Source organism: Amorphus suaedae, assembly GCF_053629675.1.
In genome coordinates this window covers 2,652,364-2,677,267 of sequence record NZ_JBRJIT010000001.1, presented here as the reverse complement: position 1 = coordinate 2,677,267, position 24,904 = coordinate 2,652,364, and the positions used below count along the sequence as shown (strand labels likewise).

The window sequence follows — 24,904 nt, the reverse complement described above, 5'->3', positions numbered from 1 at the left end:
TATGCCGGCTCCGGTTCCGAGCGCGACGTCCAATCACGCGCCCGGCAGCTTCCGCTGCCGGGCGTTTCTCGTTCGGGTCGGGGATCGGAACTAGTAGCCCGCCGCCAGATCTCCGGCGGTCCGCGGGTCGGCGGCGCCGTAGAGGGTGCCGTCCGGCCCGACCTGGATCGACTGGGTCGATCCCATGGCGTCCTTCAGGACGACGGTGTGGCCCATCTCCTCCAGGATTCGCACGGTGTCCGGGCTGATGCCCTGCTCGATGCGGATCTCGTCCGGCAACCACTGGTCGTGGATGCGCGGCGCCGCCGTCGCGCTGGCGATGTCGAGGCCGTGGGTGACGGTGTTCAGGATGACCTCCAGTACCGTGGTGATGATGCGGCTGCCGCCCGGCGAGCCGGTCACCAGGAACACCTTGCCGTCCTTGAAGACGATCGTCGGCGTCATCGACGACAGCGGCCGCTTGTTGGCCTCCACCGCGTTGGCGTCGCCGCCGATCAGCCCGTAGGCGTTGGGCACGCCCTTCTTCGCCGAGAAGTCGTCGAGCTCGTTGTTGAGCAGGATGCCGGTGCCGTCGGCGACCAGGCCGACGCCGTAGGAGAAGTTGAGCGTGTAGGTGTTGGAGACCGCGTTGCCGGCGGCGTCGACGATGGAGAAGTGGGTCGTCTCGTTGCTCTCGTGGCCGCCCGGTGCCTCGCCCGGCTTGATCTGCGAGGCCGGCGTCGCGTGGTCCGGATTGATCTTTGCGCGCACCTCGGCCGCGTATTCCGGCGAGGTGAGCCAGTCGCCCGGAACGGTCACGAAGTCCGGGTCGCCCAGATATTTCGAGCGGTCGGCGTAGGCGTAGCTCATCGCCTCGCTCATCAGGTGGATGGTCTTCGCCGAGTTGAGGCCGCTTTCGGCGATCGGCAGGCCCTCGAGGATTCCTAGGATCTGGATGAGGTGGATGCCGCCCGAGCTCGGCGGCGGCATCGAGGCGATCGTGTAGCCCTGATAGCTGCCGGTCACCGGCTGGCGCACCTTCGCCTCGTAGTCCGCGAAGTCTTTGGCGGTCATACGTCCGCCGGCACCGTTCACCTTGGCGACGATCGCCTCGGCGATGGGGCCCTCGTAGAAGGCGTCCGGGCCCTTCTCGGCGATGGTTTGCAGAGTGGCGGCGAGATCGGGGCGCTTCATGATGGAGCCGGCCGCCGGCGCGCCGCCGGTGGCGCCGTAGAAGACCCGGCTCGCCTCCGCGTCGCGGCCGAGGTGCAGCTTCGTCCAGTTGGAGGCGAGCGAGGAGGCAAGGTCGTCGCTGACCGGGAAGCCGTCGCGGGCAAGCGTGATGGCGGGCGCGATGAGGTCGGCCCAGGACAGCGCGCCGGAGCCGTAGCGGTCGTGGGCCAGCGCCATGCCGCGCACGGTGCCCGGCACGCCGACGCCGAGGCCGGAGAAGCGCGACTTCACCGGATCGGCCTCGCCGGCCTCGTTGAGGAACATGTCCTCGGTGGCGGCCTCCGGCGCCTCCTCGCGGTAGTCGATCGCCGAAGTCTCGCCGGTGGCGGCCTGGTGGACCATCATGAATCCGCCGCCGCCGATGTTGCCGGCGCGCGGCAGGGTGACGGAAAGCGCGAAGGCGACGGCCACCGCGGCGTCGACCGCGTTGCCGCCGGAGCGCAGGATGTCGACGCCGACGAGGGTCGCCAGCGCCTCCTGGCTCGAGACCATGCCGTGCTCGGCGACCACCGGGTGGAAGCGTGGCGTGGCTGACAGGATCGCCGTGTCCTGGGCGCTGGCCTGGCCGATCCACAGGGTGGCGATGGCAACGGCGGTGAAGCGGAAAAAGGGACGAACCGACATCGCAGGCTCCTGGGGCGCGTGGGCGGGTGCGTTTGCCGGAAGTGTCGCGCGGCGGCGGCGATCTGACCACCCGTGCGCGACGGATTTTCCGGCGCGGGGCAGCGGACCGCGCGGCGCGGCTTGGCGCGGGCGGGTTGAGCGGCTACCACTCCAGGGCATGGGGAGACCGGTCGGGAGGCGGCGGGGCATGAGAGCGACGTTCGAGACCGGAGGCGCGCGATGACGCCCGAGGAGGTCGCGGCCCGGCTGAAGCAGGCGTTCCCGCAGGCGATGGGCGCCTGGACCGACGCCCAGTCGGCGCTGGACCAGGAGACGCTGGGCTTCCCGCTCGACCGGATCCTGGCCGCGCTCGTGGTGTTCGGGGTGTTCCTGCTGCTGCGGCGGCCGTTGCGCTTTGTTTTCCTGGCGCTGGCGGCGCGGATCGCCGGGCTGCGGCGGGACGATCTGCGCGGCGAGGTGCGCGATGCCCTGCGCGGGCCGGCGGGCATCCTGCCGGTGGCGTTCGGCGCCTTCCTGGCCTTCGAGATCCTGCAGGTGGACGCGAACGGCCGCACCGCCGTGCTGTTCGACCACCTCGTGGCGAGCCTGATCCTCATCGCCCTATTCTGGGGGCTGGTCGGACTGGTGGGGCCGCTGGTGGATTCCCTCCAGCCGGTGAAGCGCGCGCTCAGCCGGACCATGACCGACTGGGTCAAGCGGGTGATCAAGGGCATCGTCGCCTTCCTCGGCGGCGCGGCGATCCTGCAGGAATGGGGCGTGCAGGTGGGCCCGTTGCTGGCCGGCATGGGCATCGTCGGCGCGGCGGTGGCGCTGGGCGCGCAGGACCTGTTCAAGAACCTGATCGCCGGATTCCTGATCCTGATCGAGAAGCGCTTCCAGTACGGCGACTGGATCAAGGTCGACGGCATCGTCGACGGGACGGTGGAATATATCGGCTTCCGCTCGACGCGGATCCGCAACTTCGACGACACTCTGGCGCAGGTGCCGAACGCCGCGCTGTCGGAGAACGCCGTCACCAACTACACGGCGATGCGGCGGCGGCGGATCTACTGGACGATCGGCGTCGGCTACACCAAGAGCGTCGACCAGCTGAAGGAGATCCGCGACGGCATCGAGCGCTACATCCTCGACTGCGGCGACTTCGCCTCGCCGCAGCAGGCCTCGACCTTCGTCCGCATCGATTCCTTCGGCGGCTCGTCGATCAACATCATGGTCTACTGCTTCACCAAGACGACCATCTGGGGCGAGTGGCTGCAGGCCAAGGAGCGGCTCGCCTACAAGCTCATCGACATCGTCTACGGGGCGGGGTCCAGCTTCGCCTTCCCGTCTACGTCGCTCTACGTGGAGAAGCTGCCGGAGGGCGTGCCGGAGCTGTTCCTGCCGCCGGGCGAGGACGGCAAGCCGCGGTTTCAGTCGGCGGTCGCGCATCCGGAAGGAGCCGGCGAGAAGGGCGACGCAGTGTCCTCTGGTAAGGACGATGCCGCCAACGACCGCGGCGCCGGCGGGGCCGTGTACAGCACCCGCTCCGGCCAGGCGGGCACCACCGAGTCAGGCCCGCCCGATGGCGGCGAGAGCGGCGAGGACGGCGGTCAGGGGACCTGAGGGAGGGAAATCAGGGCTGGTCGTGGAAGGCTGCGGCTCGTCGTCCTGGATTCCCGCTTTCGCCGGAATGAGCGGAGTTTGGAGTGGCGCGTAAATCCACCCGCAGCCACCTGTCCCGACGGCACCATCAGCGCGTGACCGCGCGCCGGCCGGAGGCCGCGCCCGTGCAGCCGGTGCGCAACGCGCACTCGGCATGAGCGCTAGAAAGATCACCCCACCGCCGGCAGGATCTCGCGCAGCAGCTTGATGCGGATGGCGCGCCCGAAGTCGTCGTAGTCGTTGGCGGTTTCCACGAAGGCCCCCGGCCCGCCGATCATGCGGTTCCGGAGGTAGTGGTGGAGGTAGTCGACCTCGTCCTGGATGGCGAGGCCGTTGACCGTAATGCCGCGGGCGACGACCGCGTCTCGGGCGTCCTTCAGCCAGGGGCCGAGATTGTTGATGCCGTCGGTGGCGACGTCGATGACGCGCTTGTCGGCGGCAAAGGGCGGGCTGGCCAGCAGGCCGGCGCTGTAGAGGATCGCCGCCGAGATCGAGGTGGAGCCGGGCGGCGCCAGGCGCGGCATCCGGCCGATGCGGTCGGCCAGCTCGGCGGCGGCCACCGGACCGTCGACGACGTGCCAGGGGACGGCGACGGTCTGGATGTCGTCGGCCGACCACTGCACCACGGTCACGGCGATACGGCCGTTCGGCCCGGCCTGCAGGGCGGTCACGATCTCCGGGTCGAGGAAGGCCCGGGCGATCCCCCGGCGCTGCAGGTCGTATTCGCGGGCATCGACGGAGTAGGAGCAGTCGAAGGCGAGCACCAGGGCGATGTCGACCCGGGTGTCCTGAGCCTCGGCATGGGGCGCGCGGCCCGCCAGAGCCAGGAGAGCGACGCTGAGGAGCGCGGCGGCGTGCGTGCGGAGTCTGCGCATCGGCTTTCCCTTGCTTCGCCTCCTCCAGCCTATCCGACTGCGCACGGATTGCACCCCCGCTGGCGCATTTGCCGGGCGTGAGCGCGGTGGGGGAGCCGGACGTCGGTGGGCAGGTCCGTTTTCCCCGTCGCAACGCCGGATGGCGAACCGGTCGGCGCTTCCCTGCTTTCTCAGTGAAAGTTCCGCCCCTTGGGGAGCGCCTTGCGCGTCTCGGCCGCCTTGGCGCGGGCGTCGGCGTGACGGCCGATGCCGGCGGTGTCGCTGGCCGCGCGGCGCGGCGTGAACCAGGTGGATCTGGGCGCGAGCGGCGGTGCGTCGGGCGTGGCCTCGCCCCTATCGGGATCGACCGGTTTCGCGGACGCGGGCCCGGAGACCGGGGGGCGGCGGGCCTCGGAGGCGGCCTTCAGCCGCGCCGCGTCGGCGGCGAGTTCGGGCATGTCGTTCAGCAGGCTGGCGATCCGAGCCGACGGCTTCGGCTTGTCGCGGGCGTCCTCGCTCTGGGTCTTCACCTCGTCGGCATGGGCCATCGCGGCTTCCACCTCCGGCAGGACGGGCCCCTTGCGGTGTGGCGCGCCGCCCGGAAGGGCGATGCCGGTGGCAACCGGCTCGCCCCGCAGGGCGGCGAGGTCGGCGGTGCGGTCGACCAGCCGGTCTGCGACGATGTGGATGACGCCGTCCTGCACCTGCAGGCGGCCGGTCACCAGGGTGAAGCGGCTGCCGAGCACGACGGCGCGGAACTGCTCGAAGGTCTTCGGCCAGACGATGATGTTGGCGACCCCGGTCTCGTCCTCCAGCGTCATGAAGATCACGCCCTTGGCCGATCCCGGGCGCTGCCGCACCAGCACCAGACCCGCCACCGAGACGCGCCGGTTGTTGGGCACTTCCGACAGCCGTTCGGCCGGCAGCACGCGTTCGGCGTTGAGCCGGTCGCGCACGAAGGCGGCCGGGTGGGCCTTCAGGGACAGCGCCAGCGTGCGGTAGTCGTGGATCACCTCCTCGCCGGGCGGCATCGGCGGCAGGTGGGCATCGGGCTCTTCCCGCAGCGCACGGGTGTCGGCGGCGGCAAACAGCGGCAGCGTTTCCACCGCCGCTCCCGCATCGAGGCCGCGCGCCGCCCACAGGGCGTCGCGGCGGGTGAGGCCGAGACCCGCGAAGGCGTCGGCCTCGGCCAGCCGCTCGACCACGTGGCGGGGCAGGCCGGTGCGCAGCCAGAGGTCGCGGACGGAATCGTAGCCGGCGCCGCGGGCCGCCACGAGGGTGGCGACGGCGTCGGCGGAGAGGCCGCGGATCTGGCGCAACCCGAGGCGCACGGCCCGGTTGGAGCGGATCGCGCCGTGCATGTCGGCATGGTCGCGGTGGAGCCGGTCGCGCGCCACCGGGCCGGGCTCCAGCGTGGAATCCCAGTCGGAGCGGTTGACGCAGGCGGGGCGGACCGCGACGCCGTGGCGCTGGGCGTCGCGCACGATCTGGGAGGGGGCGTAGAAGCCCATCGGCTGGCTGTTGAGCAGCGCCGCGCAGAAGACGTCCGGGTAGTGGCACTTGAGCCAGCAGGAAGCGTAGACGAGGAGCGCGAAGCTGGCCGCGTGGCTTTCCGGGAAGCCGTATTCGCCGAACCCCTCGATCTGCTGGAAGCAGCGCTCGGCGAAGGCCCGCTCGTAGCCGCGCCGCGCCATGCCCTCCACCATCTTTTCCTGGAAGGTGTGGATGGTGCCGACCTTGCGGAAGGTCGCCATGGCGCGGCGCAGCCGGTCGGCCTCCGACGGCGTGAACCCTGCGGCGACGATGGCGATCTTCATCGCCTGCTCCTGGAACAGCGGCACGCCGAGGGTCTTGCCGAGCACCTGCCTGAGCTCGTCCGGGGGGCCGAATTCGGGCGCCGGGGCGGGATAGTTCACCCGTTCCTTGCCCTGGCGGCGGCGCAGATAGGGGTGGACCATGTCGCCCTGGATCGGGCCCGGCCGGACGATCGCGACCTCGATGACGAGGTCGTAGAATTCGCGGGGGCGGAGCCGCGGCAGCATGGTCATCTGGGCGCGGCTTTCGATCTGGAAGACGCCCAGCGTGTCGGCCCGGCAGATCATGTCGTAGACGGCCTTGTCGCCCTCGGGGATGGAGGCAAGGGTCACCGGCCACGGATCGGTGAGGGCAGTGGCGGCCTGGGCTTCGGGACCTGATCCGTTCTCCATTCCGCCCGGCGCGGGAATGAGTGGAGTGAAGGGAGAGGCCCCCGCCGGGCCGAAGGCCGGCAGGTTGCGCGGGTCGACGGCGATGGAGGGTGCGGCGGGGCCGGCTCCGTCCCACTCGCCGTCCCGCATCGGGTGGAAGCGCGGATAGGCGGAGGGCGCGGCGGCGTCGCTGGCGGCAAGCTCTTCGGCGTAGTGGCGGCCGAGCAGCGCGAACGCCTTGCGGATGCAGGTCAGCATGCCGAGCGCCAGGATGTCGATCTTCAGGATGCCGAGCGCGTCGAGATCGTCCTTGTCCCACTCCACCATGGTGCGGTCGTCCATCGCCGCCTTGGTGATGGGCACCACCTCGTCGAGCCGGCCGCGGGTGATGACGAAGCCGCCGACGTGCTGGGAGAGGTGGCGAGGAAAGCCCATGATCTCGCGGGACAGCCGGACCAGATGGGCGATCCGCGCATCGCCGGGATCGAGGCCGGCGCGCCTGGCGTCTTCCGGGCTGATGCCGGCCGAGGTGTGGCCCCAGATGGTGCCGGACAGAGCCGAGACGGCGTCCTCCGACAGGCCGAGCGCCTTGCCGATCTCGCGGGCGGCGGAGCGGCTGCGGTAGGAAATCACCGTGGCGGCGAGGCCGGCGCGGTCGCGCCCGTACTTCGCGTAGACGTACTGGATCACCTCCTCGCGCCGCTCGTGCTCGAAGTCGACGTCGATGTCGGGCGGCTCGCGGCGTTCCGCCGAGATGAAGCGCTCGAACAGGAGGTCGGTGCGCTCCGGATCGACCTCGGTGATGCCCAGGCAGAAGCAGACGGCGGAGTTGGCCGCCGAGCCACGCCCCTGGGCGAGAATGGCACGGGAGCGGGCAAAGCGGACGATGTCGTGCACGGTGAGGAAATAGGGGGCGTAGTCCAGCTCGCCGATCAGCTGGAGCTCATGGGCGATGGCGCGCTCGACCTTCTCCGGCACGCCGGCCGGATAGCGGGCGCGGGCGCCTTCCCGGGCCAGCCGTTCCAGCGTCTGCTGGGGCGTGGAGCCGGGGTCGGTGACCTCCTCCGGATAGTCGTAGCGCAGCTCGTCGAGGGAGAAGGCGAGGCGCTCGAACAGCCGCACCGTCTCGGCGACGGCGCCGGGATGGTCCCGGAACAGGCGTTCGACCTCTTGCGGGGGTTTCAGGTGGCGCTCGGCGTTGGCCTCGAGCCGGGTGCCGGCGGCATCGACCGGTACGTGGGCGGAAATCGCGGTGAGCACGTCCTGCAGGATGCGCCGCTCCGGCGCGTGGTAGAGCGGCATCAGGCTGGCGAGCAGCGGCAACCCCAGGCGCGCGGCAAGCCGCGCGGCCTCGGCCTGGCGGCGCCGGTCGGCGCGGCCGTAGGAGGCGGTGATGACCATGCGCACCGGCTCGGCGGTGGCGTCGGCCAGGAGCGCCACGGTGTCCGCCACGGCGGCGTCGGGCGCGGTGCCGGGCAGGACCGCGAACACCAGTCCCTCGGCGTAAGCGGAAAGGTCGGCGCGCAGGAGCCGGCAGTCGGCCTTGGCGCCGCGCATGTTGCCGGCGGTCAGCAGGCGGCAGAGCCGGCCGTAGGCGGCGCGGTCGGTGGGCCAGGCGAGAAGGTCCGGCGTGTCGTCGGTGAAGACGAGCCGGCAGCCCACCGCGAACGGCAGGGAGGCCTGCCTGGCCGCCGCATGGGCCCGCACCACGCCGGCGAGTGTGTTGCGATCGGCGACCGCGAGGCCGGAAAGCCCCAGCTCGGCGGCGCGCACCGCCATCTCCTCCGGATGCGAGGCACCGGCGAGGAAGGAGAAGTTGGTGGCGGCGGCCAGTTCGACGAAGCGGGGGGGCGCGGGCTCAGTCATGGGGCGCTTTCTTACCGTTCACGCCGAGTTCGCTTGCGCTCACCGGCTGCGCGGGCGCGGCCTGACCCGCTTTCTCGCAATCGCGGACGGAAAACCGCTCCGCACTTTTCCTGCGATTGCTTTGCCGGCGCGCGGTCGCGCGCTGTGGGAGGCCGCCCGACCGGACATTCTTTTTGGGAACGGCTTTCCTTTCTCCCGCTCATGCAAACACCCCATGGAGGTACCAGCGCGGGGCGGTGGTCTCGCGCGCGTACAGGCCCTCGCGGAACAGCCAGAAGCGGCGGCCGTCGGTGTCCTCGACGCGGAAATAGTCGCGGGTCGGGCCGATGGCGCCGCCGTGCCACCACTCCGCGGCGATGCGCTCCGGCCCCTCGGCGCGGGCGACGACGTAAGCGAGCTTGCGCCAGCGGAAGCGCACCGGCGGACCATCGGGCACGGCGGCCACCGTTTCGATGGGCTCGGGGCGGGGAAACAGCCGCAGCGGCCGCTCGGGGGGCTCGGGCACTGCCGCCTGCAGAGGAGAGGCCTCGACTGCCAGCCCCGCCGAGGCGCTGCCGCGGCTTCGCAGGGGCTGGCCAGCCCTTTCCCGCGAGGCCGGGCGGAAAGCCGGTCCTCCGTTCTCCCGGGCCTGGTTGCCGACCCGCTGGGCGGGCAGGGCCGCGCCGGCGAGCTCGGGGATGTGGCTGTCGCCGGCGACGAGCCGGGTGACGGCGGCGGCCCCCAGCCGGGCGCTGAGCACGTCGATCAGCCGGGCGAGATCGGCCTCGGCCGTCCCGTGGCCGTCGAGGTCACCCTGGTGGGCCGTGAGCGGGGCCGTCTCGAAGGCCATCAGACGGATCAGGTCGATGCCGCTGTCGATCTGCCGGGCGGCCGCCAGCGCGTCGAGCTTCGGCGCGAAGACCGAGGCGATGCGGGCGGGATCGCGCACCGGCCCGGTGGTGGCGATCTCGGTGCCGGAGACGGCGCCGTCGGCGTGGAAGAGGGCGAGCACCAGCCGCCGGGCGCCCTCGCCCCGCGCTTCCAGCCGGGTCTCCAGCAGGGCGGCGAGGCGGGCGAGATAGGTGGCGACCACGTCCCACTGGAAGACCGGCTCGGCGAGCCGGCGCTCCACCACCAGGAGCGGCATCGTCCGGCGCGGCGTGATCGGCTCGTCCTCGGCGCCCAGCGCCTGGTCGAGGCGGCGCAGCAGCAGCGGCCCGAAGCGGGCGGCGATCGGTGCGCGGGGCTGGGCGGCGAGCTGGGCGATGGTCCGGAGGCCGAGGCTGCCGAGCGACCGCGCCGTCTCCGGGGCGAGCCGCAGGGCCGCGACCGGCAGCCGGGCGAGCGCTTCGGGGATCTCCGCGTCGGCAAGGATCGGCGCCTGGCCGTAGCGGGCCATGGCCCAGGCGGCGCCGGCGGTGCCGGCGATGGCGGCGCGGGCGGCGATCTCCGCCCCGGCCAAGCGGGCGAGGAGATCGTCGCGGAGGCCGGTCTCGCCGCCGAACAGGTGGGCGCAGCCGGTGATGTCGAGGAACAGGCCGTCGTGCGGATCGAGCGCGACCAGCGGGGTGTAGCGGTCGCAGGCGGTGGCGAGGCCGGCCAGCAGGGCGGCGTCGGCTTCCGGGTCGTGAGGGTCGATGGCGAGCTCGGGCACCAGCGCGCGCGCCTCCGCGAGGCCGAGGCCGGGTTCCAGGCCGGCGGCCTCGGCGCGCGCGTCGACGGCGGCGAGAATGCGCGCCGCGCCGACCTTGGCGACGGTGGCGCGGGGCGGCACGGCGGCCGCCTGCGGCTCAGGACACGCGGCGAAGGGCGACGATCTCCGCCGGTCCCGGGCGCGCCGGTCGGTCGAGAGCCTCGGCAGCCAGAGGCTGAGAATCCGTCGACGATCGGGGCCGGAAACGGTGGTCATGCGGGCAGAACTCCACGTCGGCGGTGCCGGTCGGGCCGCCGCGGTTGCGGGTGAGGTGGACGGCGAAGCCGGGCCGCCCGAGGACGGCGAGGCCATGGGGATCGGGGCCGGAGGGGCGCGGCGCGATGGCGAAGCGCAGCCGGGCCGCCGAGGCGATGGCGGGGCCGGCGGGGCGCAGCAGCAGCACCGGCGTGCCGCAACGCTCCGCCCGCAGCGCCAGCCGACGGGTGGCGGTGAGGTCGAGGGCGCGGGGGGCGCCGCCGATCTCGCCGACGATCGCCGCCAGCCCGCCCACCGACAGCGCCTCCTCGATCGCCCACAGGGCTTCGGCGGCGCTTCGGGCGGTGACCTGCAGCAGCCGGGCGGGATCGATGCCGAAGGCGGCGAGGCCGGGCCCGTAGAGGCTGCCGGTCTCTCCCGCCGTCACGGCGTCGGCGACCCACACGACGGGGCCTGCCGCCGCTCCCATCCGGGCAACCAGGGCGGCGGCGAAGCCGGTGAGGGCGCCGGCGTCGCGGTGGCCCTCGGACGTCACGTCGTGCACGGTGCCGGCGGGCCGGGCGCCCAGGGGATAGAGCTGTTCCAGCAGCGCCACGCCGAAGCGGCGCGCGGGGGCGCCTGGACCGGCCGCGGGACTGCCCAGGGCGCCGGATACCCGGGCCGCGGATGGCGCGGAGGACGGCTCGCCGCCGCGCGAAGCCGGCGCGCGCCCTTCCAGGGCGGCGATGCGGGCGCGCAGGTCGGAAAGCGGGACGGCGGCCATGAGACACGGGCTCCACGGCGGGTCGGGGGCGGTGTATGTTCCTGATATGTTCTCATAGATTCCGGAGCGGGCCAGATGAGTCAAGCGGGCTTTTCCGGCGGCTTCGGCGCGCCCGGCGGAAAAGCCAAGGCGAGCAAGGGGTTCCCTCCCGGAGGGAAAATTTGCTTGCGGCGCACCATCCTCCTGCGCGCCGCAGCAACGAATTTTCTGTCGAAGGGGGCCCGAACGGTGTATGGTTAAGGTTCGGTAATCGTGCCACAGGGAGGTGCGTCATGGCCTATGCCCGACGTATGAACGTGGTCTTCTTCGGGGCGGCTTTCGTCTTTATCGCCGCTATTGTGATGGGGATCGTCTGATCCCCGGCGTATTCGGATCGCCTGATCCCGGCAGGACGGGATCATCTGATCACGACAAGCGTTTCCATCGCGGCGATCGATCGCCGCGATGCCGAATACCGACAGGCTGATCTCACGTCGTTCCATGAATACACGGAGCGGTGCCGGTGCTCATCCGGTGCCCTCCTCATTCATGGTGTGTTCCGCCGAGGAGTGTTTCGCGGAATGCGAGGCCTGTTCCGGGAGGCATCTCCGCTTCCGGAAGCGCTTTCCGCGCAGAGGGGCACCGCCGCGGGACGCCGGGCGTTGCGATCCGGCCACGCCCGGAATGGGAGAGCCCTTGGCGAAGGATGGACGTCCTTGCCGGGCATCCTGACCCCGTTCCGAAGGTCGCCGTTGACGGCATCAGGCAGTCAGGCGGGGCCGCTCAAAGCTCGAAGGTCAGGCGCAGCGAGCCGAGCTGGTTCAGGTAGCCGGACGGGTTTGCCTGCACGTCATAGTTCACTCCGAGCGTGAAGTTCGCCGTCGCCCGCGACGCGAGCCCGATGCCGCCCGTGAACAGCCACCGCGAGGCCTCCGGCCCGGTGGTGACGAAGGAATCGCCCCCGCCGGCAAAGCTCGCCGTCACCTCGCTCGTCGTGTCGAGCGGATTGTATCCGGCCGTGCCGCGCGCCGTCAGGTCCAGGCTGCCCGTCAAGTGATGGCGGAGCGCGAGTTCGGCGCTGACGAACAGTTCCTGGTAGCTGTGGGACTCCACGGAGAGGTCGAGGGGCCCGGCGCCGGATTCGTCGTAATCGCCCGAATTGACGGTGAGAAAGTCCAGTCGCGCGCCGGGCGTGAGGCTCAGCGCCTCGTTCACGGCAAAGGTCTTGTGCAGGCCCGCGCCGGCCGCGAGGACGAGGCTCTGATAGCTGGCGTCCGCGACGCTTCCCATGAAGGAGATCGACCGCGAGGTGGAGGTGTCCACGAGCCCGCCATTGAGGGAGAAGGTGAGGTCGAGGCCCGGCGCCAGCTGCTGGGCGCCGTAGAGGCCGAAGACATAGGACTGGAGATCGGCGGAGCCCTGGGCGAGGTTCGCCGTGTCCGCATCGATGCTGGAGTCGATGGAGTTGGCCGCGATGGCGAACAGCCCGCCCAGCCTGGTTCCCGATCCGAACGTGCCGTCCGCCCCCAGGGCGAAGCCGCCGCCGCTCATCGTGTAGCCGGGCACGCCGTCGACGGCGTTCTGGTAGCCGCCGCCGCCCAGCGGCTGCATCCAGACGTTCCGGCCGAAGGCGGCGTCCGCATCCGCCAGACGGTTGGCGATGACCTGCTCCAGCATGCGCTGGGTGTTGGCGGTCGCCTGCGCGGCGGCGCCCGAGAGCACCGGCACGGTCTGGCTCAGGGCGGCCGACAGCGACGAACCGGAGAGATCGTTCAGCACGCTGGTGACCGGCGCCATGGCCCCGAACAGGCCGTCGGTCGTTCCCGCGACCTCGTAAAGCACCTCAGCCGCGCCAACCGCTGAAGCGGTGCCGGTCGCCTGCGCCGTCTCCTGATAGGGGCGCACGACGTTGACGTAGGTGAGGTCACCGGTGAACAGCGCCGACTCCGTGTAGGCGCCAAGCAGCATTTGCGCGGTCGAGGCGTCGCCCTCGATGCCGCCGTAGAGGCTGGCGAGCGTGCCGTCGGTGATGGTGTTGAAGAGCACGCGGCCCTCCGGCGTGATGGAGCCCAGAAGGGTGAACCGCGTTCCGTCCGGGCGCAGGCCCTCGCCCCAGAAATAGCCGCTCTTGTAGCCGGTGATGACGAAGGTGCCGGGCTTGGTGGTGCCGAAGGCGGCAGGGCTGGTGATCCGCCACGGCGTGCCCTCCGACCAGGCCCATTGCGGGGAGAGGTTGCTGGGCACCGCCCGCGGCGCCGGCGGCGTGAAGGTCGCCGGATCGTAGGGCACCATGTAGGCCCAATGGCTCACCAGCAGGTCGGTGCCGGTGATCATCTGCATTTCCATGGTGGTGATGTCGCCTTCCGGCTGCATCACGCCGATGCCGATGGTGGTCGGACCGCCGGTGGTCGGGGTGAACACCATCGTCACCTGACCGTCGGGGGTCACGGTTCCCTGAATATTCAGCTCGGACACGGAGATGGCCGGGCCGATCTTCAGCGTGCCGGTGCTCAGGCCGGTGAAGCTGCCGTTGACGGAGGCGCCGAGCGTCCACAGCGTCTGGTCGCCGATCGGGATCGGATTGGCGAAGCTGGTGCTCGGCGCGGCATAGGCCAGCATCTGCGGCACGGTCACGTACCAGTAGGTGTTGCTGATCACCGGGTCCCAGACCGATTGAGCCCGTGCCGTCCCCATTCCCAAGGCGCAGACCAGCAGCGCAAGCGTCGCCCGCTTGCCACTGCGCGCAAACTCACGTCGATGCATCGAAGTCGTATTCCCCCACTGCCACCGACGCGGATTGAACTGCGTTACTCGCCTGATTTCAATCCGATTTTCGATGACAATCCACGACTTGCATGCCTCGCGAAAGCTTCGGCGCGACCAGGGTTTGAATCGCCCCAGATGCGCACTCGGAGACTGCAGGAAAGGGCGTGCGACGGAGGGGCGTTGCCGGGAGAGGTCACCCGGAACGCCTCGCGCTCAAGCCTGTCCAGGCCATGCGAGGGAATGGCTGATGCGCCCGTCGAGGCGCGAACACGGCCCGTCCAGGGGCGCCGTGCCTTGCGGCGCAAGGCGCGGAGGTTTCCGCGCGCCGATGCGATCGCGCGATTTCGCGCGACCAAGAGAATGAACGGCGGATGAGGCCGCCGCGGAGGGCCTAGGTGTCCACCTTCAGCGCGGCGATGAAGGCATCCTGCGGGATCTCGACCTTGCCGAACTGCCGCATGCGCTTCTTGCCTTCCTTCTGCTTGTCCAGAAGCTTGCGCTTGCGCGAGGCGTCACCGCCGTAGCACTTGGCCGTCACGTCCTTGCGGAGCGCGCGGATCGTCTCGCGGGCGATGACGCGCCCACCGATCGCCGCCTGGATCGGAATCTGGAACATGTGCTGGGGGATCAGCTCCTTGAGCTTCTCGCACATGGCCCGCCCGCGCCGTTCGGCCTGGGAGCGGTGGACGAGCATCGACAGCGCGTCGACCGGCTCGGCGTTGACCAGTACCTGCATCTTCACCAGGTCGCCCGGCTGGTAGCCGGTGATCGCATAGTCGAACGAGGCATAGCCCTTCGAGACCGACTTCAGCCGGTCGTAGAAGTCGAACACCACCTCGTTGAGCGGCAGGTCGTAGGTCGCCATGGCGCGGCTGCCGACATAGTTGAGGTCGACCTGCACGCCGCGCCGCTCCTGGCAAAGCTTCAGGATGTTCCCGAGATAGTCGTCGGGGGTCATGATCGTGGCACGGATCCACGGCTCCTGGATCTCGGTGATCTTCACCGGATCGGGCATGTCGGCCGGATTGTGAAGCTCGAGCTCCGATCCGTCGGTGAGACCGAGCTTGTAGACCACCGACGGCGCCGTCGCGATCAGCTCCAGATTGAACTCGCGCGACAGGCGCTCCTGGATGATTTCCAGGTGCAGCAGCCCGAGGAAGCCGCAGCGGAAACCGAAGCCGAGTGCTGCGCTCGTCTCCATCTCGTAGGAGAAGCTGGCGTCGTTGAGACGCAGCTTGCCCATCGCGCTGCGCAGATCCTCGAAGTCGGCGGCGTCGACCGGGAACAGTCCGCAGAAGACGACCGGGATCGACGGGCGGAAACCGGCAAGCGGTTCGGACGCGGGCTTGGCGGCGTCGGTGATGGTATCGCCAACCTGGGTGTCCGCGACTTCCTTGATGGCGCCCATCACGAAGCCGATCTCGCCGGGGCCGAGGGACTCGGTCTCCAGGAGCTTCGGCGTGAACACGCCGACCTTGTCGATGTCGTACTGGGCTCCGGTGCGCATCATGCGGATGCGCTGGCCCTTCTTAAGGCGGCCGTCGATGACCCGCACGAGGACGATGACGCCGAGATAGGTGTCGTACCACGAATCGACGAGAAGCGCCTTCAGCCGGGCGTTCTCCTCGCCGATCGGCGGGGGCAGCCGGGTGACGATCGCTTCCAGTACGTTCTCGATGCCGAGACCGGTCTTGGCGGAAATTTCCACCGCATTGGAGGCGTCGAGGCCGATCACGTCCTCGATCTGCGCCTTGATGCGCTCCGGCTCGGCGGCCGGAAGGTCGATCTTGTTGAGGACCGGAACGATCTCGTGGTTGTTCTCGATGGCCTGATAGACGTTGGCCAGCGTCTGGGCCTCGACGCCCTGGCTGGCGTCGACCACGAGGAGCGAACCCTCGCACGCGGCCAGCGACCGGTTCACCTCGTAGGCGAAGTCGACGTGGCCGGGAGTGTCGATCAGGTTCAGCTTGTAGGTCTTGCCGTCCTTGGCCGTGTAGATCAGCCGGACCGTCTGGGCCTTGATCGTGATGCCGCGCTCGCGCTCGATGTCCATCGAGTCGAGGATCTGCTCCTTCATATCCCGTTCGGTCACGGTGCCTGTCGCCTGGATCAGGCGATCGGCAAGCGTCGACTTCCCGTGGTCGATGTGGGCCACGATCGAGAAATTGCGGATGTCCGAGATCGGTTCGGCACCCACGGAGGCCTGGCTGGCCTGGGTCGCTAATGTGGATTCGCTCATGAGGTTCAGATAGCACTCACCCAGGGTCGCGGGAAGATGGGCACGACGGCAAAGACTCACGCGGTGCGGGCCGTCTCCTGCCGGCGTGCCTGCCCCGCGTCGTGGCGGGTGTCCGCCGCCGACGGATCGGCAGGGGCCGGGGCGCGGCGATCTGGTGATTCCACTCGGTCGGAAAAGTCTCTAGGCTGCTCGTGATCGTGGGCGGATGCCCGGATCAAGATGGTCTGGAGGGGGAGGCTGGTGGTCGCCGGCACCCGCCTTTCCTCATCCCGATCCGGTGAGCAGTGAGTGAGGGGCGCCATGCGGGCCTGTGTGTATGTCGTCGTCGCGCTGCTTGCTTTCCTGCCGGCCCTCCCGGCGCGTGCCCAGGAGACGCGCGAGCCGCTGACCATCGACCGCGTCGTCAACGCGTTCTCGGACGCCGAGCTGATCCGCGGCTTTCTCGGCACGGTGTTCGGCGCGGAGGTGATGCGCGGCAACCAGGATCCGAGCTCCTACACCACGGTGAAGAAGTATTCCGGCCCGGTGAAGGTGTTCATCGTCAACAAGGCCGAGCGCGACCAGTCGCGGCAGGTGGTGGAGTTTCTCAGGATCCTGAACCAGACCGTCAGCGGCCTGTCGATCCGGGCGGTTTCCAAGGAAGACCAGGCGAACATGACGGTGTTCCTGGTCGACCGGGCCTATTATCGCAAGACCATCCGCGACACGCTGCCCGACGGCTTCGACAGCAGCTTCCTGCGGGCCAACGACTGCTCCGCCGTCACTGGCGGAAGGCAGGGAAAGGGCCTGGAACGGGCATTCGTCTACATCGTCGCGAACGAGGGGCGGCGGCGGTTTCGCCACTGCATGATCGAGGAGATCACCCAGAGCCTCGGGCCGGTGAACGACGATGTGAAGCTCACCCACTCGATCTACAACGACAGCTCCGACGTGCAGGGATTCAGCGTGTTCGACTGGTTCATCCTGTCGATGCTCTACGACCGGCGGGTCAAGAACGGCATGACGGTGGACGAGGTGCTGCCGGTGCTGCCGGCGGTGATCAAGACGGCGCGCGGGCGTCTGGGCGGCGTGCTCCGCAGCCGCAAGCTGATCTCGCCCAACGCGGCGGCGCGCTGACCGCGCTGCCACACATGGGGCAGCGCGGCTGTTGCACGATCACCTCATGTTTACTCGAATCGCGAAAAACCGGGCCTCGCGGGCTTCTTGCGCAGTCATTTTTCAGCCATAAAAGCGCCGGATGCGGGGAACCTACGCAGATTCGGCGCGTTGCCTGCCGTGAGCAAGACTTTCGACTGGATGCGAGTGGGCGTCGACACATGAACCTTTGCAAAACTCTTCTGAAATTTGCCCTTCCGATGGCCATCGGGATCGCCGTGACGGGTCAGGCTTCCGCGCTGACGTTTCAGGGCAACGATCGCTCCGACTGGCTGAAGTATCTGAACGAGCGTGCCGACGCCGAACGCGGGATGACCGCGGAAGAGCGTCGCCAGGCCCGCCAGACGGAAGTCGCGGCGCTCGCCGCCGGCACGGCCGGCGCGTCCTACAAGCTCGATCCGAAGTTCCTGCCGACGGTGATCGACTACACCGGCCCGTACGGTCCGGGGACGATCGTCATCGATACCGAGGATCGCTTCCTCTACCTGATCGAGCCCGGCAACAAGGCGCGCCGCTACGGCGTCGGCGTCGGTCGCCCCGGCTTCGAGTGGGCCGGCGCCCACAAAGTGACCCGCAAGGCCGAGTGGCCGGGCTGGACCCCGCCGCCGCAGATGCGCAAGCGGCAGCCGGACCTGCCGGCGCACATGGAAGGTGGGCCGAACAACCCGCTCGGCGCCCGCGCCATGTATCTGGGCTCCACCCTCTACCGCATTCACGGCTCCAACGCCCCCTGGACCATCGGCCAGGCGGTCTCCTCGGGCTGCATCCGCATGCGCAACGAGGACGTGATCGAGCTGTACGAGCGGGTTCCGGTCGGCACCAAGGTGGTCGTCAGCCGCTAGTCCGGCTGTCGAGACGGCCAGACGGGCAGCCCGAGACGATCGGGCGCCATCAGATCGCAAGGACTTCGGGAAAGGGTCGGCAGTGCCGGCCCTTTTTCTTGTCAGGCATCCCGTCGCTTCTTGTCAGGCGTCCCGTCGCGGCCGGCTCACCACTCGTCGAACAGGCCGTCCAGGAAGCCGCCGCCGTCGCCGGAATCCACGCCGGCGCTGTCCCAGCCGCCCGCATCCCCCGTGTCGTTGAGGTCGCCGGCTTGGTCCGCGCCCGCATCGGCGGAGGTGTCGGCCGCCGGATCGGTTGCGGCGGGATCGGTTCCGGCCGCCTGCGCGGCGCCATCGTCACCCATCAGGCCGCGAATGCCCTCCATCAGCAGGCTGCCGCCGACGATGCCCAGCGCCACCTGACCGGCGCCGGCAAGAAAGCCGCCGCCGAAGCCCGCCGGGCGCGCGCCCGCGGACGGGACGCTGGATCGCCGGCCCGAGGACGCCGCGGCTGCCGTCGCCTCGGCGGCCAGTCCGCCGGACCGGGGCGCCAGACCGGAGCGCGCCATGTCGCCATTGGCCGGAATCTGGGCGGTGTCCGTGGATTCGAGCAGCCGGATCCGTTCCTCGGCGCGCTTCAGCGCCTCGTCCTGCACGGCAATCGTCTGGGCCATGCGGTACGGAGCGCCCGGATTGGCCGCCACCCGCTCGCGGATCAGCGCCTCGGCCTCGGCGTCGCGGGGGCCGTCGGAGGCGGCGTCGATGCGGTCGAAAAGCCGGTCCAGAAGGTCGCGTTCGCTCGGTGTCATCGTGTTCCTCTCAAGATGGCCTGCTGAAGGGCCGGACGAGAGGGATATGGGAACGCCCGGCCGGCGCGTCACTGACAAAACCGTGAGCGCGCCGGCCGGATGGAGGCGGGAGAGGACGAACCCTCAGGCGACGGGCAGCGTCAGCCAGTCGCGAATGGTGGCGATCTCCCGGTCGCCGACCTCGTGGCCGCCGGGCGTGGCGGCCAGCTGGACATCGGCGCCGGCGCGGCGGAGGCCGTCCACCAGCCGGTCGGTCAGCGCCCAGGGCGCGATGGGATCCTGACGTCCTGCCGTGACGAGGATGTCCACACCGGCCAGATCCACGGCGTCGGAGATCTCGAACGGGATGAGCGGGTGCATCAGCACCGCGCGGCGGATCTTGTCCGGATGCGCGAGCAGCGTCGCGGCGATCAGGTTGGCGCCGTTGGAGAAGCCCACATAGGTGGCAGCGGCCGGATCCCGACCCGCAGCCTCGATGGCGTTCGGACCGGCGGCGGCGAGCTTCGTGACCGCGCGGGCGACGTCGTCCATGTCGTAGACGCCCTCGCGCAGCCGGCGGAAGAAGCGCGGCATGCCGTGCTCCAGGACGTCGCCCTGCAGCGAGATCGCATGGGCGCCGGGAGCAACGGCCCGCGCGATGCCGGCGAAGCTGCGCGCATCGCCGCCCGTGCCATGAAGGAGAATGAGGGTGCGGGGGTCGGCCGGATCTCCGGCGACCTTCACCGTGTCGTAGAGGTCTGCCATGTCGTGCCTCGTGCGTGCGCCGGCCGGATCGTGACGACCCGACCGAACGGGAATGGGTGAACGCGGAGCCAACCGGCTCTCCGGCCGGGCAGGGAGCCCGGCCGGAGGCGGTTTGGGACGTCAGACCGCCAGCGCCGGCAGCTTCTTTTCGAGCACCGAACGCAGGTGCTCATGCTGGCGCGGCAGGCGCAGGGCTTCGCCGAGGTGGTCGACATCCTCGTCGGTGGCAAAGCCCGGCTCGTCGGTGGCGATCTCGAACAGCACGCCGCCGGGCGAGCGGAAATAGATCGCGTAGAAGTAAGACCGGTCGATCTGCGGGGTCACCTGGAAGCCCTCCTTGGTGAGGGTTTCCCGGATCGCCGCCTGGGCCGCGCGGTCAGGCACGCGGAAGGCGATGTGATGGATCCGGCCCGCGCCCTGGGTCGCGTGACGACGCTCCGGGGCCTCCAGGATGTCGACGACGCCGGCTTCCGCCGTCGGGCTGACGAGCCTCGTGAGCGCGCCTTCGCTGGCCTCTTCCCGGTAGCCCATCAGCCCGGTCAGAAGGTCACGCGTGGCGGCCCCATCGGCGAGCGTCAAGGTGACGCCGCGGAAGCCCTTGATGGACGCGGCCTGCTCGATGCCGTCGATGGAATTACCGGGCCGGTCGTCGCCCGGCGCCTCGACCAGCGCGAAGGCGAAGCCGTCCGGATCGGCGGACACGAGGCGCGACGCACCGAACACCGTCTCGTCCACCACCGGTGCCACGCCGGCGGCCTGAAGCCGCTCGCGCCAGAAGTCGAGGGTGCCCGGCGCGACGGCGAACTGGGTGAGGCCGGTCTCGCCGGTTCCGGCGATGCCCTTCGGCACGCCCGCCCACGGAAAGAAGGTTAGCACCGATCCGGGCGTTCCGACGCGGTCCGCGAAATAGAGGTGATAGGTTCCCGGATCGTCGAAGTTCACGGTCTTCTTGACGAGGCGCAGTCCGAGACGCTTGCCGAAAAAGTCAACGTTGCCCTGCGCCGACGACGAAATGGCCGTGATATGATGAAGGCCGATAACGGGAGACATTCGTCTGCTCCTTTGCTGCAACAGTGGCCGCAGTTCTTGTCGGCCATCCCGCCAGATGATGGCGGCTGTTGATGTTCCTCCCCAAGATGGGATGGGTCGGCTTGTATAGAACGGGCGAAACCGGCTTGAGAGCCGCCGAAAGGGGTGACGGATTGTTCAACGTTTCGGGACGGATGGCGTTTCGCCTCGGCCTTCGCCCCGCGCGGCCGAACCGATCGGCGTGCACGTGCGTATTCTCGACAAACATTCGGAGTGTCTGTGCGTTAGCCTAGACTGCAGACGTCCCGGTCATCTCGACTGCCCACCTCCCTCGATACGAGCACCGCAGACGATGTCCGCCCAGCTGGTTTCCCTGTCGACCGCGGTTCCCGCCATCGTTCTCGACCAGGGCGACGCCGAAGCCGCGGCGCGCGCGGCATTCGGCCCGCGGTTCGACGCGTTCGAACGGCTGGCGAAGGTGTTCGCCAACGCCGGGATCCGGCAGCGCCACGTGGCCCGTCCGTTGGACTGGTATTTCGGCACGCTCGGCTGGCCGGAACGCACGGAGGCGTTTCTGGAGGTGGCGGGCGACCTGTTCGTCGAGGCGGCCAGCCGGGCGCTCGAGGACGCTGGGCTTAGCGCACGCGAGGTCGATACCGTTGTCACCGTCTGCTCGACCGGGATCGCCACCCCCAGCCTGGAGGCGCGGGCCGCCGGGCGGCTCGGGTTCCGCGACGACGTGGAACGGGTGCCGGTGTTCGGGCTGGGCTGTGCGGGTGGCGTGACAGGTCTCTCGATCGCCTCCAGGCTGGCGGAGTCGCGGCCGGGGAGCGTCGTGCTGATGGTGACCATCGAGCTCTGCTCGCTGGCTTTCCGCCACGACCAGCTGACCAAGGCGAACATCGTCGCCACCGCGCTGTTCGGCGATGGCGCGGCCGCCTGCGTGGTGCGCGCCGGCGCCCCCGGCATTGCCGAGGTGGAGGCCTCCGGGCAGAAGACCTGGCCCGACACCCTCGACATCATGGGCTGGAGCATCGATCCGCAGGGCTTCGGCGTGATCTTCGACCGGGCGATCCCGCCGTTCGCCGAGGAGCACCTCGGCAGCGCGGTGACGGAAATCCTCGGCCGGTCGGAGCTGACCCTCGGCGACATCGACCGCTTCGTCTGCCATCCCGGCGGCACCAAGGTGATCGCGGCCCTGGAGCGCGCCCTACAGATCGGCCAGGGCGCGCTCGACCACGAGCGGGCGGTGCTGCGGGACCACGGCAACATGTCGGCGCCGACGGTGCTGTTCGTGCTCGACCGGGTCATCCGCGCCGGCCTTCCCGGACGCACACTGCTCACCGCGCTTGGGCCCGGATTCACGGCGAGCTGCGTGTCGCTGAAGCGCGCCGCGTGACCTGGGCGATCCTCCTTCTCGCGCTGGTGACGGCGGAACGGCTGGCCGAACTCTGGCTGGCGCGGCGCAACACGGCCGCGCTGCTTGCCCGCGGTGCCGTGGAGCATGCGGCCGGCCACTACCGGCTGATCGTGCTGCTGCACGCCGTCTGGCTCGCGGGTCTCTGGGTCTTGGGCTGGGCGAACCCGGTGTTGCCCGGATGGCTGGCGGTGTTCCTGGTGCTGCAGGGGCTGCGTATCTGGGTGCTGGCGACGCTCGGCGCGCGCTGGACGACACGCATTATCGTGGTGCCCGGCGAAACGCTGGTGGCACGGGGGCCATACCGCCTGCTGTCCCATCCGAACTACGCGGTGGTTGTCGGCGAGATCGCGGTGCTGCCGCTGTGCCTCGGCCTGCCGTGGTACGCGCTGGTCTTCTCGATCGCCAACGCCGCGGTTCTGACGATCCGCATTCGCGCCGAGAACCGCGCACTCGCAGGCGTCCGCCCGGCCGGGAAGGGCTGAAGCGGCGATGCAGGCGCAGGCGGGCATAAGGGTCTGGATCGGCTTCTGCGCCATGTGCGTGGGCATGTTCATGGCGATCCTGGACATCCAGGTCGTCGCCACGTCGCTTCCGACCATCCAGGCGGCGCTTCACATCGCACCCGACCAGATGAGCTGGGTGCAGACGGCCTATCTGATCGCCGAGATCATCGCGATCCCGCTCACCGGCCTTCTCACCCGCGTGCTGACCATGCGCTGGCTGTTCGTTTCGGCGGTGACGGTGTTCACGCTCGCCTCCGCCGGCTGCGCCGCCAGCGGAAGCTTCACCGAGCTGATCGCCTGGCGGGTCCTGCAGGGGTTTTCCGGCGGCACCCTCATCCCGGCGGTCTTCTCCGCCGTGTTCCTGCTGTTTCCCGAACGCCGCCAGGGGCTGGCCACCACGATTGCCGGGGTGCTGGCCGTGCTGGCGCCCACCGTCGGCCCGGTGGTCGGGGGCTGGATCACCTCGACCTATTCCTGGCACTGGCTGTTCCTGATCAATGTCATCCCGGGCATCGTCTGCGCCGTCACCGCGGCATGGCTGCTGCCCCGCGACGAGACCCGTCTTGCCGAGGTGCGCCGCCTCGACGTCGCGTCGCTGCTGCTGATGGCGGCGGCTCTGGCGGCGCTCGAGGTAGGCCTGAAGGAGGCGCCGCAGCGCGGCTGGGCGTCCGGGCTGGTGATCGCGCTGCTGGTGCTGTCGGTGGCCTGCGCCGCGGGGTTCGTGCGCCGGACGCTGGGGGCGCAGCACCCGGTGGTCGAACTGCGCAACTTCGCCGATCGGAACTTCGCGATCGGCTGTGTGCTCTCGTTCGTGCTGGGCATCGGGCTGTTCGGCTCGGTCTATCTGATGCCGGTGTTCCTGGCCTTCGTGCGCGATCACGACGCGCTGGAGATCGGCCGGATCATGCTGGTAACCGGCGTCGCCCAGCTTCTGATGGCGCCGATCGCGGTGGCGCTGGAACCGCGCTTCGATCCGCGCCTGCTGACGGCGCTGGGCTTCGCCGCGTTCGCCGCCGGCCTCGGCATGAGCGCCTTCGATACCCCGGCCACCGATTTCGACGGCATGTTCTGGCCGCAGGCGGTCCGCGGGCTCGCCATCATGTTCTGCCTGCTGCCGCCCACGCGGCTGGCGCTCGGCCATCTTGAGGCGGCGCGCGTGCCTGACGCGAGCGGTCTGTTCAACCTGATGCGCAATCTTGGCGGCGCCATCGGCCTGGCGCTGATCGACACCGTGATCTACGGGCGGGCGCCGGTGCATGCGGAGGCGATCCAGGACGCGCTCGGGGCCGGCGATACGCACATGGCGGCCTTTGTCGGCATTCCTCTGGATGTCTTCCAGGCGCAGGCAGGTGCCCCGCTGGATCCGGACACGGCGGCGATGCTGGCCCCGCTGGTGGAGAAGGCCGCGCTGACCTGGGCCATCGACGAGGCGTGGGCGCTGGTCGCGTTGCTGACGCTTGCCGCGCTCGCCTGCGTGGCGTTCGTGAAGGCCCCGGCCGCGAAGACCGCCGGACCCGCCAGCTGACCCACTCCGCGCTCCTGTGACATGCGGCGAGCTGTGCTAACCTTGCCGTCGGCCTGTGGCCATCGGGCCGACCGGGGTGGAGACGCGAGATGACCGAAGCGAAGGCGACGATCGCCAAGACGATCCTTGATCACTCCTTTTCACTCGAGGGGCTCGATCCCGGCCTCGCCGCCGGCCTTGCGGCGGTGGCGCGCACCGTGAAGCTCGATCCGGGCCGGACGCTGTTTCGCGCCGGGGATCCGGGCAACGGCTTCTATGCCGTCCTCGACGGATCGCTGAAGGTTTGCGTCACCTCGTGCTCGGGCTCAGAACAGCTTCTCGCCATGCTCGGCGTCGGTTCGATGGTCGGCGAGCTGTCGATCTTCGACGGGCGGCCCCGCTCGGCGACGGTGGTCGCCGTCAAGCAGGCGCGCCTCGCCTTCGTGGAGCGATCCGCCTTCGAGCGCTTCGCCGACGACAACCCCGCCGTCTACCGGCACATGCTGCAGATCGTCGGCCAGCGGCTGCGCCAGTCTAACGACGCGCTGGCGGCGCGCTCGTTCCTGCCGCTTCCCGGGCGGGTCGCCCAGACGCTGCTGCAGCTGTCCGCCAGCTTCGGCCGCCCGCTGGATAACGACCGGCTGCTGATCCACTACAAGATCAGCCAGTCCGACATCGCCTCGATGGCCGGCGGGGCCCGCGAGAACGTCAGCCGCGTCCTCAACGACTGGAAGCGCGTCGGCACCATCAGCCGTATCTCAGGCTACTACTGCATCGAGGACAGGCCCACGCTGGAAGCGGCGTCGACGCTGTAGGGCCGCTCGCGCCGGGTTCGCTTCGCCCACCGGTTCCGGGTGGGCGGCCTTCGGCCGGCGCGCGGTCGCGCGCTGGTGGGAGCGAT

Annotated in this window: 16 protein-coding genes and 2 pseudogenes; 7 read left to right on the top strand and 11 right to left on the bottom strand. The window is 70.0% G+C overall.

Features of this window, described 5'->3' with window-relative positions; all coding sequences use genetic code 11:
* Positions 1-90: 90 nt before the first annotated feature.
* Positions 91-1,836 carry a gamma-glutamyltransferase gene (ggt, locus tag AB7M35_RS11930; protein ID WP_453960033.1) on the bottom strand — a complete coding sequence of 582 codons (1,746 nt, stop codon included), beginning with the start codon at positions 1,834-1,836 and terminating at the stop codon, positions 91-93.
* 219 nt (positions 1,837-2,055) lie between these two features.
* On the opposite strand from ggt, the gene AB7M35_RS11925 reads away from it, so the two are divergent.
* A complete protein-coding gene (locus tag AB7M35_RS11925; protein WP_453960032.1) occupies positions 2,056-3,438 on the top strand; it encodes a mechanosensitive ion channel family protein in 1,383 nt (460 codons plus the stop codon).
* A gap of 209 nt (positions 3,439-3,647) precedes the next feature.
* Here the strand turns inward: AB7M35_RS11925 and AB7M35_RS11920 are convergent, their stop codons facing one another.
* The 7 genes and pseudogenes from AB7M35_RS11920 to lepA all read right to left on the bottom strand — a co-directional run bounded on the left by AB7M35_RS11920 (position 3,648) and on the right by lepA (position 15,976).
* The gene (locus AB7M35_RS11920) at positions 3,648-4,352 is read right to left on the bottom strand and encodes a DUF1194 domain-containing protein (RefSeq protein WP_453960030.1); all 705 of its coding nucleotides are present in this window, start codon (positions 4,350-4,352) and stop codon (positions 3,648-3,650) included.
* A 614-nt stretch (positions 4,353-4,966) separates the two neighbouring features.
* Positions 4,967-6,481, bottom strand: a pseudogene (locus tag AB7M35_RS11915) (helix-hairpin-helix domain-containing protein); the annotation flags it as partial.
* A gap of 237 nt (positions 6,482-6,718) precedes the next feature.
* A pseudogene (locus AB7M35_RS11910) lies at positions 6,719-8,383 on the bottom strand (PHP domain-containing protein); the annotation flags it as partial.
* A gap of 199 nt (positions 8,384-8,582) precedes the next feature.
* Positions 8,583-10,136 carry a Y-family DNA polymerase gene (locus AB7M35_RS11905; RefSeq protein ID WP_453960029.1) on the bottom strand — a complete coding sequence of 518 codons (1,554 nt, stop codon included), beginning with the start codon at positions 10,134-10,136 and terminating at the stop codon, positions 8,583-8,585.
* Between the two features lie 16 nt (positions 10,137-10,152).
* Complete coding sequence (locus AB7M35_RS11900) at positions 10,153-11,034, bottom strand: ImuA family protein (RefSeq protein ID WP_453960027.1); 882 nt, start codon at positions 11,032-11,034, stop codon at positions 10,153-10,155.
* 762 nt (positions 11,035-11,796) lie between these two features.
* The gene (locus tag AB7M35_RS11895; RefSeq protein ID WP_453960026.1) at positions 11,797-13,776 is read right to left on the bottom strand and encodes an autotransporter outer membrane beta-barrel domain-containing protein; all 1,980 of its coding nucleotides are present in this window, start codon (positions 13,774-13,776) and stop codon (positions 11,797-11,799) included.
* A gap of 394 nt (positions 13,777-14,170) precedes the next feature.
* Positions 14,171-15,976 carry a translation elongation factor 4 gene (gene lepA / locus AB7M35_RS11890; RefSeq protein WP_453960714.1) on the bottom strand — a complete coding sequence of 602 codons (1,806 nt, stop codon included), beginning with the start codon at positions 15,974-15,976 and terminating at the stop codon, positions 14,171-14,173.
* A 342-nt stretch (positions 15,977-16,318) separates the two neighbouring features.
* On the opposite strand from lepA, the gene AB7M35_RS11885 reads away from it, so the two are divergent.
* The gene (locus AB7M35_RS11885) at positions 16,319-17,134 is read left to right on the top strand and encodes a DUF2927 domain-containing protein (RefSeq protein WP_453960024.1); all 816 of its coding nucleotides are present in this window, start codon (positions 16,319-16,321) and stop codon (positions 17,132-17,134) included.
* A 239-nt stretch (positions 17,135-17,373) separates the two neighbouring features.
* On the top strand, positions 17,374-18,015 hold the full coding sequence (locus AB7M35_RS11880) for a L,D-transpeptidase (protein WP_453960023.1): 642 nt from the start codon (positions 17,374-17,376) through the stop codon (positions 18,013-18,015).
* A gap of 146 nt (positions 18,016-18,161) precedes the next feature.
* On the opposite strand, the gene AB7M35_RS11875 is transcribed toward AB7M35_RS11880, so the two are convergent.
* The 3 genes from AB7M35_RS11875 to AB7M35_RS11865 form a co-directional block, all read right to left on the bottom strand.
* On the bottom strand, positions 18,162-18,803 hold the full coding sequence (locus AB7M35_RS11875) for a DUF2076 domain-containing protein (protein WP_453960021.1): 642 nt from the start codon (positions 18,801-18,803) through the stop codon (positions 18,162-18,164).
* A gap of 123 nt (positions 18,804-18,926) precedes the next feature.
* Positions 18,927-19,547 carry an alpha/beta hydrolase gene (locus AB7M35_RS11870; RefSeq protein WP_453960019.1) on the bottom strand — a complete coding sequence of 207 codons (621 nt, stop codon included), beginning with the start codon at positions 19,545-19,547 and terminating at the stop codon, positions 18,927-18,929.
* Positions 19,548-19,667: 120 nt separating this feature from the next.
* Positions 19,668-20,597: a ring-cleaving dioxygenase gene (locus AB7M35_RS11865; protein ID WP_453960018.1), complete on the bottom strand. Its 930-nt coding sequence runs from the start codon at positions 20,595-20,597 to the stop codon at positions 19,668-19,670.
* Positions 20,598-20,928: 331 nt separating this feature from the next.
* On the opposite strand from AB7M35_RS11865, the gene AB7M35_RS11860 reads away from it, so the two are divergent.
* The 4 genes from AB7M35_RS11860 to AB7M35_RS11845 all read left to right on the top strand — a co-directional run bounded on the left by AB7M35_RS11860 (position 20,929) and on the right by AB7M35_RS11845 (position 24,818).
* Complete coding sequence (locus AB7M35_RS11860; protein WP_453960017.1) at positions 20,929-21,975, top strand: type III polyketide synthase; 1,047 nt, start codon at positions 20,929-20,931, stop codon at positions 21,973-21,975.
* On the top strand, positions 21,972-22,478 hold the full coding sequence (locus tag AB7M35_RS11855) for an isoprenylcysteine carboxyl methyltransferase family protein (protein ID WP_453960015.1): 507 nt from the start codon (positions 21,972-21,974) through the stop codon (positions 22,476-22,478). The genes AB7M35_RS11860 and AB7M35_RS11855 overlap by 4 nt, the downstream gene beginning before the upstream one ends.
* A gap of 7 nt (positions 22,479-22,485) precedes the next feature.
* Positions 22,486-24,024 (top strand): DHA2 family efflux MFS transporter permease subunit, encoded by a 1,539-nt coding sequence (locus tag AB7M35_RS11850; RefSeq protein WP_453960013.1) that lies wholly within the window; start codon positions 22,486-22,488, stop codon positions 24,022-24,024.
* An 89-nt stretch (positions 24,025-24,113) separates the two neighbouring features.
* Positions 24,114-24,818 carry a Crp/Fnr family transcriptional regulator gene (locus AB7M35_RS11845; protein WP_453960011.1) on the top strand — a complete coding sequence of 235 codons (705 nt, stop codon included), beginning with the start codon at positions 24,114-24,116 and terminating at the stop codon, positions 24,816-24,818.
* The last annotated feature ends 86 nt before the right edge of the window (positions 24,819-24,904 follow it).

Bases quoted from the DNA above. Each gene is read 5' to 3' on its own strand.
- ggt (WP_453960033.1), bottom strand. From the start codon at position 1,836: ATGTCGGTTCGTCCCTTTTTCCGCTTCACCGCCGTTGCCATCGCCACC.
- AB7M35_RS11925 (WP_453960032.1), top strand. From the start codon at position 2,056: ATGACGCCCGAGGAGGTCGCGGCCCGGCTGAAGCAGGCGTTCCCGCAG.
- AB7M35_RS11920 (WP_453960030.1), bottom strand. From the start codon at position 4,352: ATGCGCAGACTCCGCACGCACGCCGCCGCGCTCCTCAGCGTCGCTCTC.
- AB7M35_RS11900 (WP_453960027.1), bottom strand. From the start codon at position 11,034: ATGGCCGCCGTCCCGCTTTCCGACCTGCGCGCCCGCATCGCCGCCCTG.
- AB7M35_RS11895 (WP_453960026.1), bottom strand. From the start codon at position 13,776: ATGCATCGACGTGAGTTTGCGCGCAGTGGCAAGCGGGCGACGCTTGCG.
- AB7M35_RS11885 (WP_453960024.1), top strand. From the start codon at position 16,319: ATGCGGGCCTGTGTGTATGTCGTCGTCGCGCTGCTTGCTTTCCTGCCG.
- AB7M35_RS11880 (WP_453960023.1), top strand. From the start codon at position 17,374: ATGGCCATCGGGATCGCCGTGACGGGTCAGGCTTCCGCGCTGACGTTT.
- AB7M35_RS11875 (WP_453960021.1), bottom strand. From the start codon at position 18,803: ATGACACCGAGCGAACGCGACCTTCTGGACCGGCTTTTCGACCGCATC.
- AB7M35_RS11870 (WP_453960019.1), bottom strand. From the start codon at position 19,547: ATGGCAGACCTCTACGACACGGTGAAGGTCGCCGGAGATCCGGCCGAC.
- AB7M35_RS11865 (WP_453960018.1), bottom strand. From the start codon at position 20,597: ATGTCTCCCGTTATCGGCCTTCATCATATCACGGCCATTTCGTCGTCG.
- AB7M35_RS11860 (WP_453960017.1), top strand. From the start codon at position 20,929: ATGTCCGCCCAGCTGGTTTCCCTGTCGACCGCGGTTCCCGCCATCGTT.
- AB7M35_RS11850 (WP_453960013.1), top strand. From the start codon at position 22,486: ATGCAGGCGCAGGCGGGCATAAGGGTCTGGATCGGCTTCTGCGCCATG.
- AB7M35_RS11845 (WP_453960011.1), top strand. From the start codon at position 24,114: ATGACCGAAGCGAAGGCGACGATCGCCAAGACGATCCTTGATCACTCC.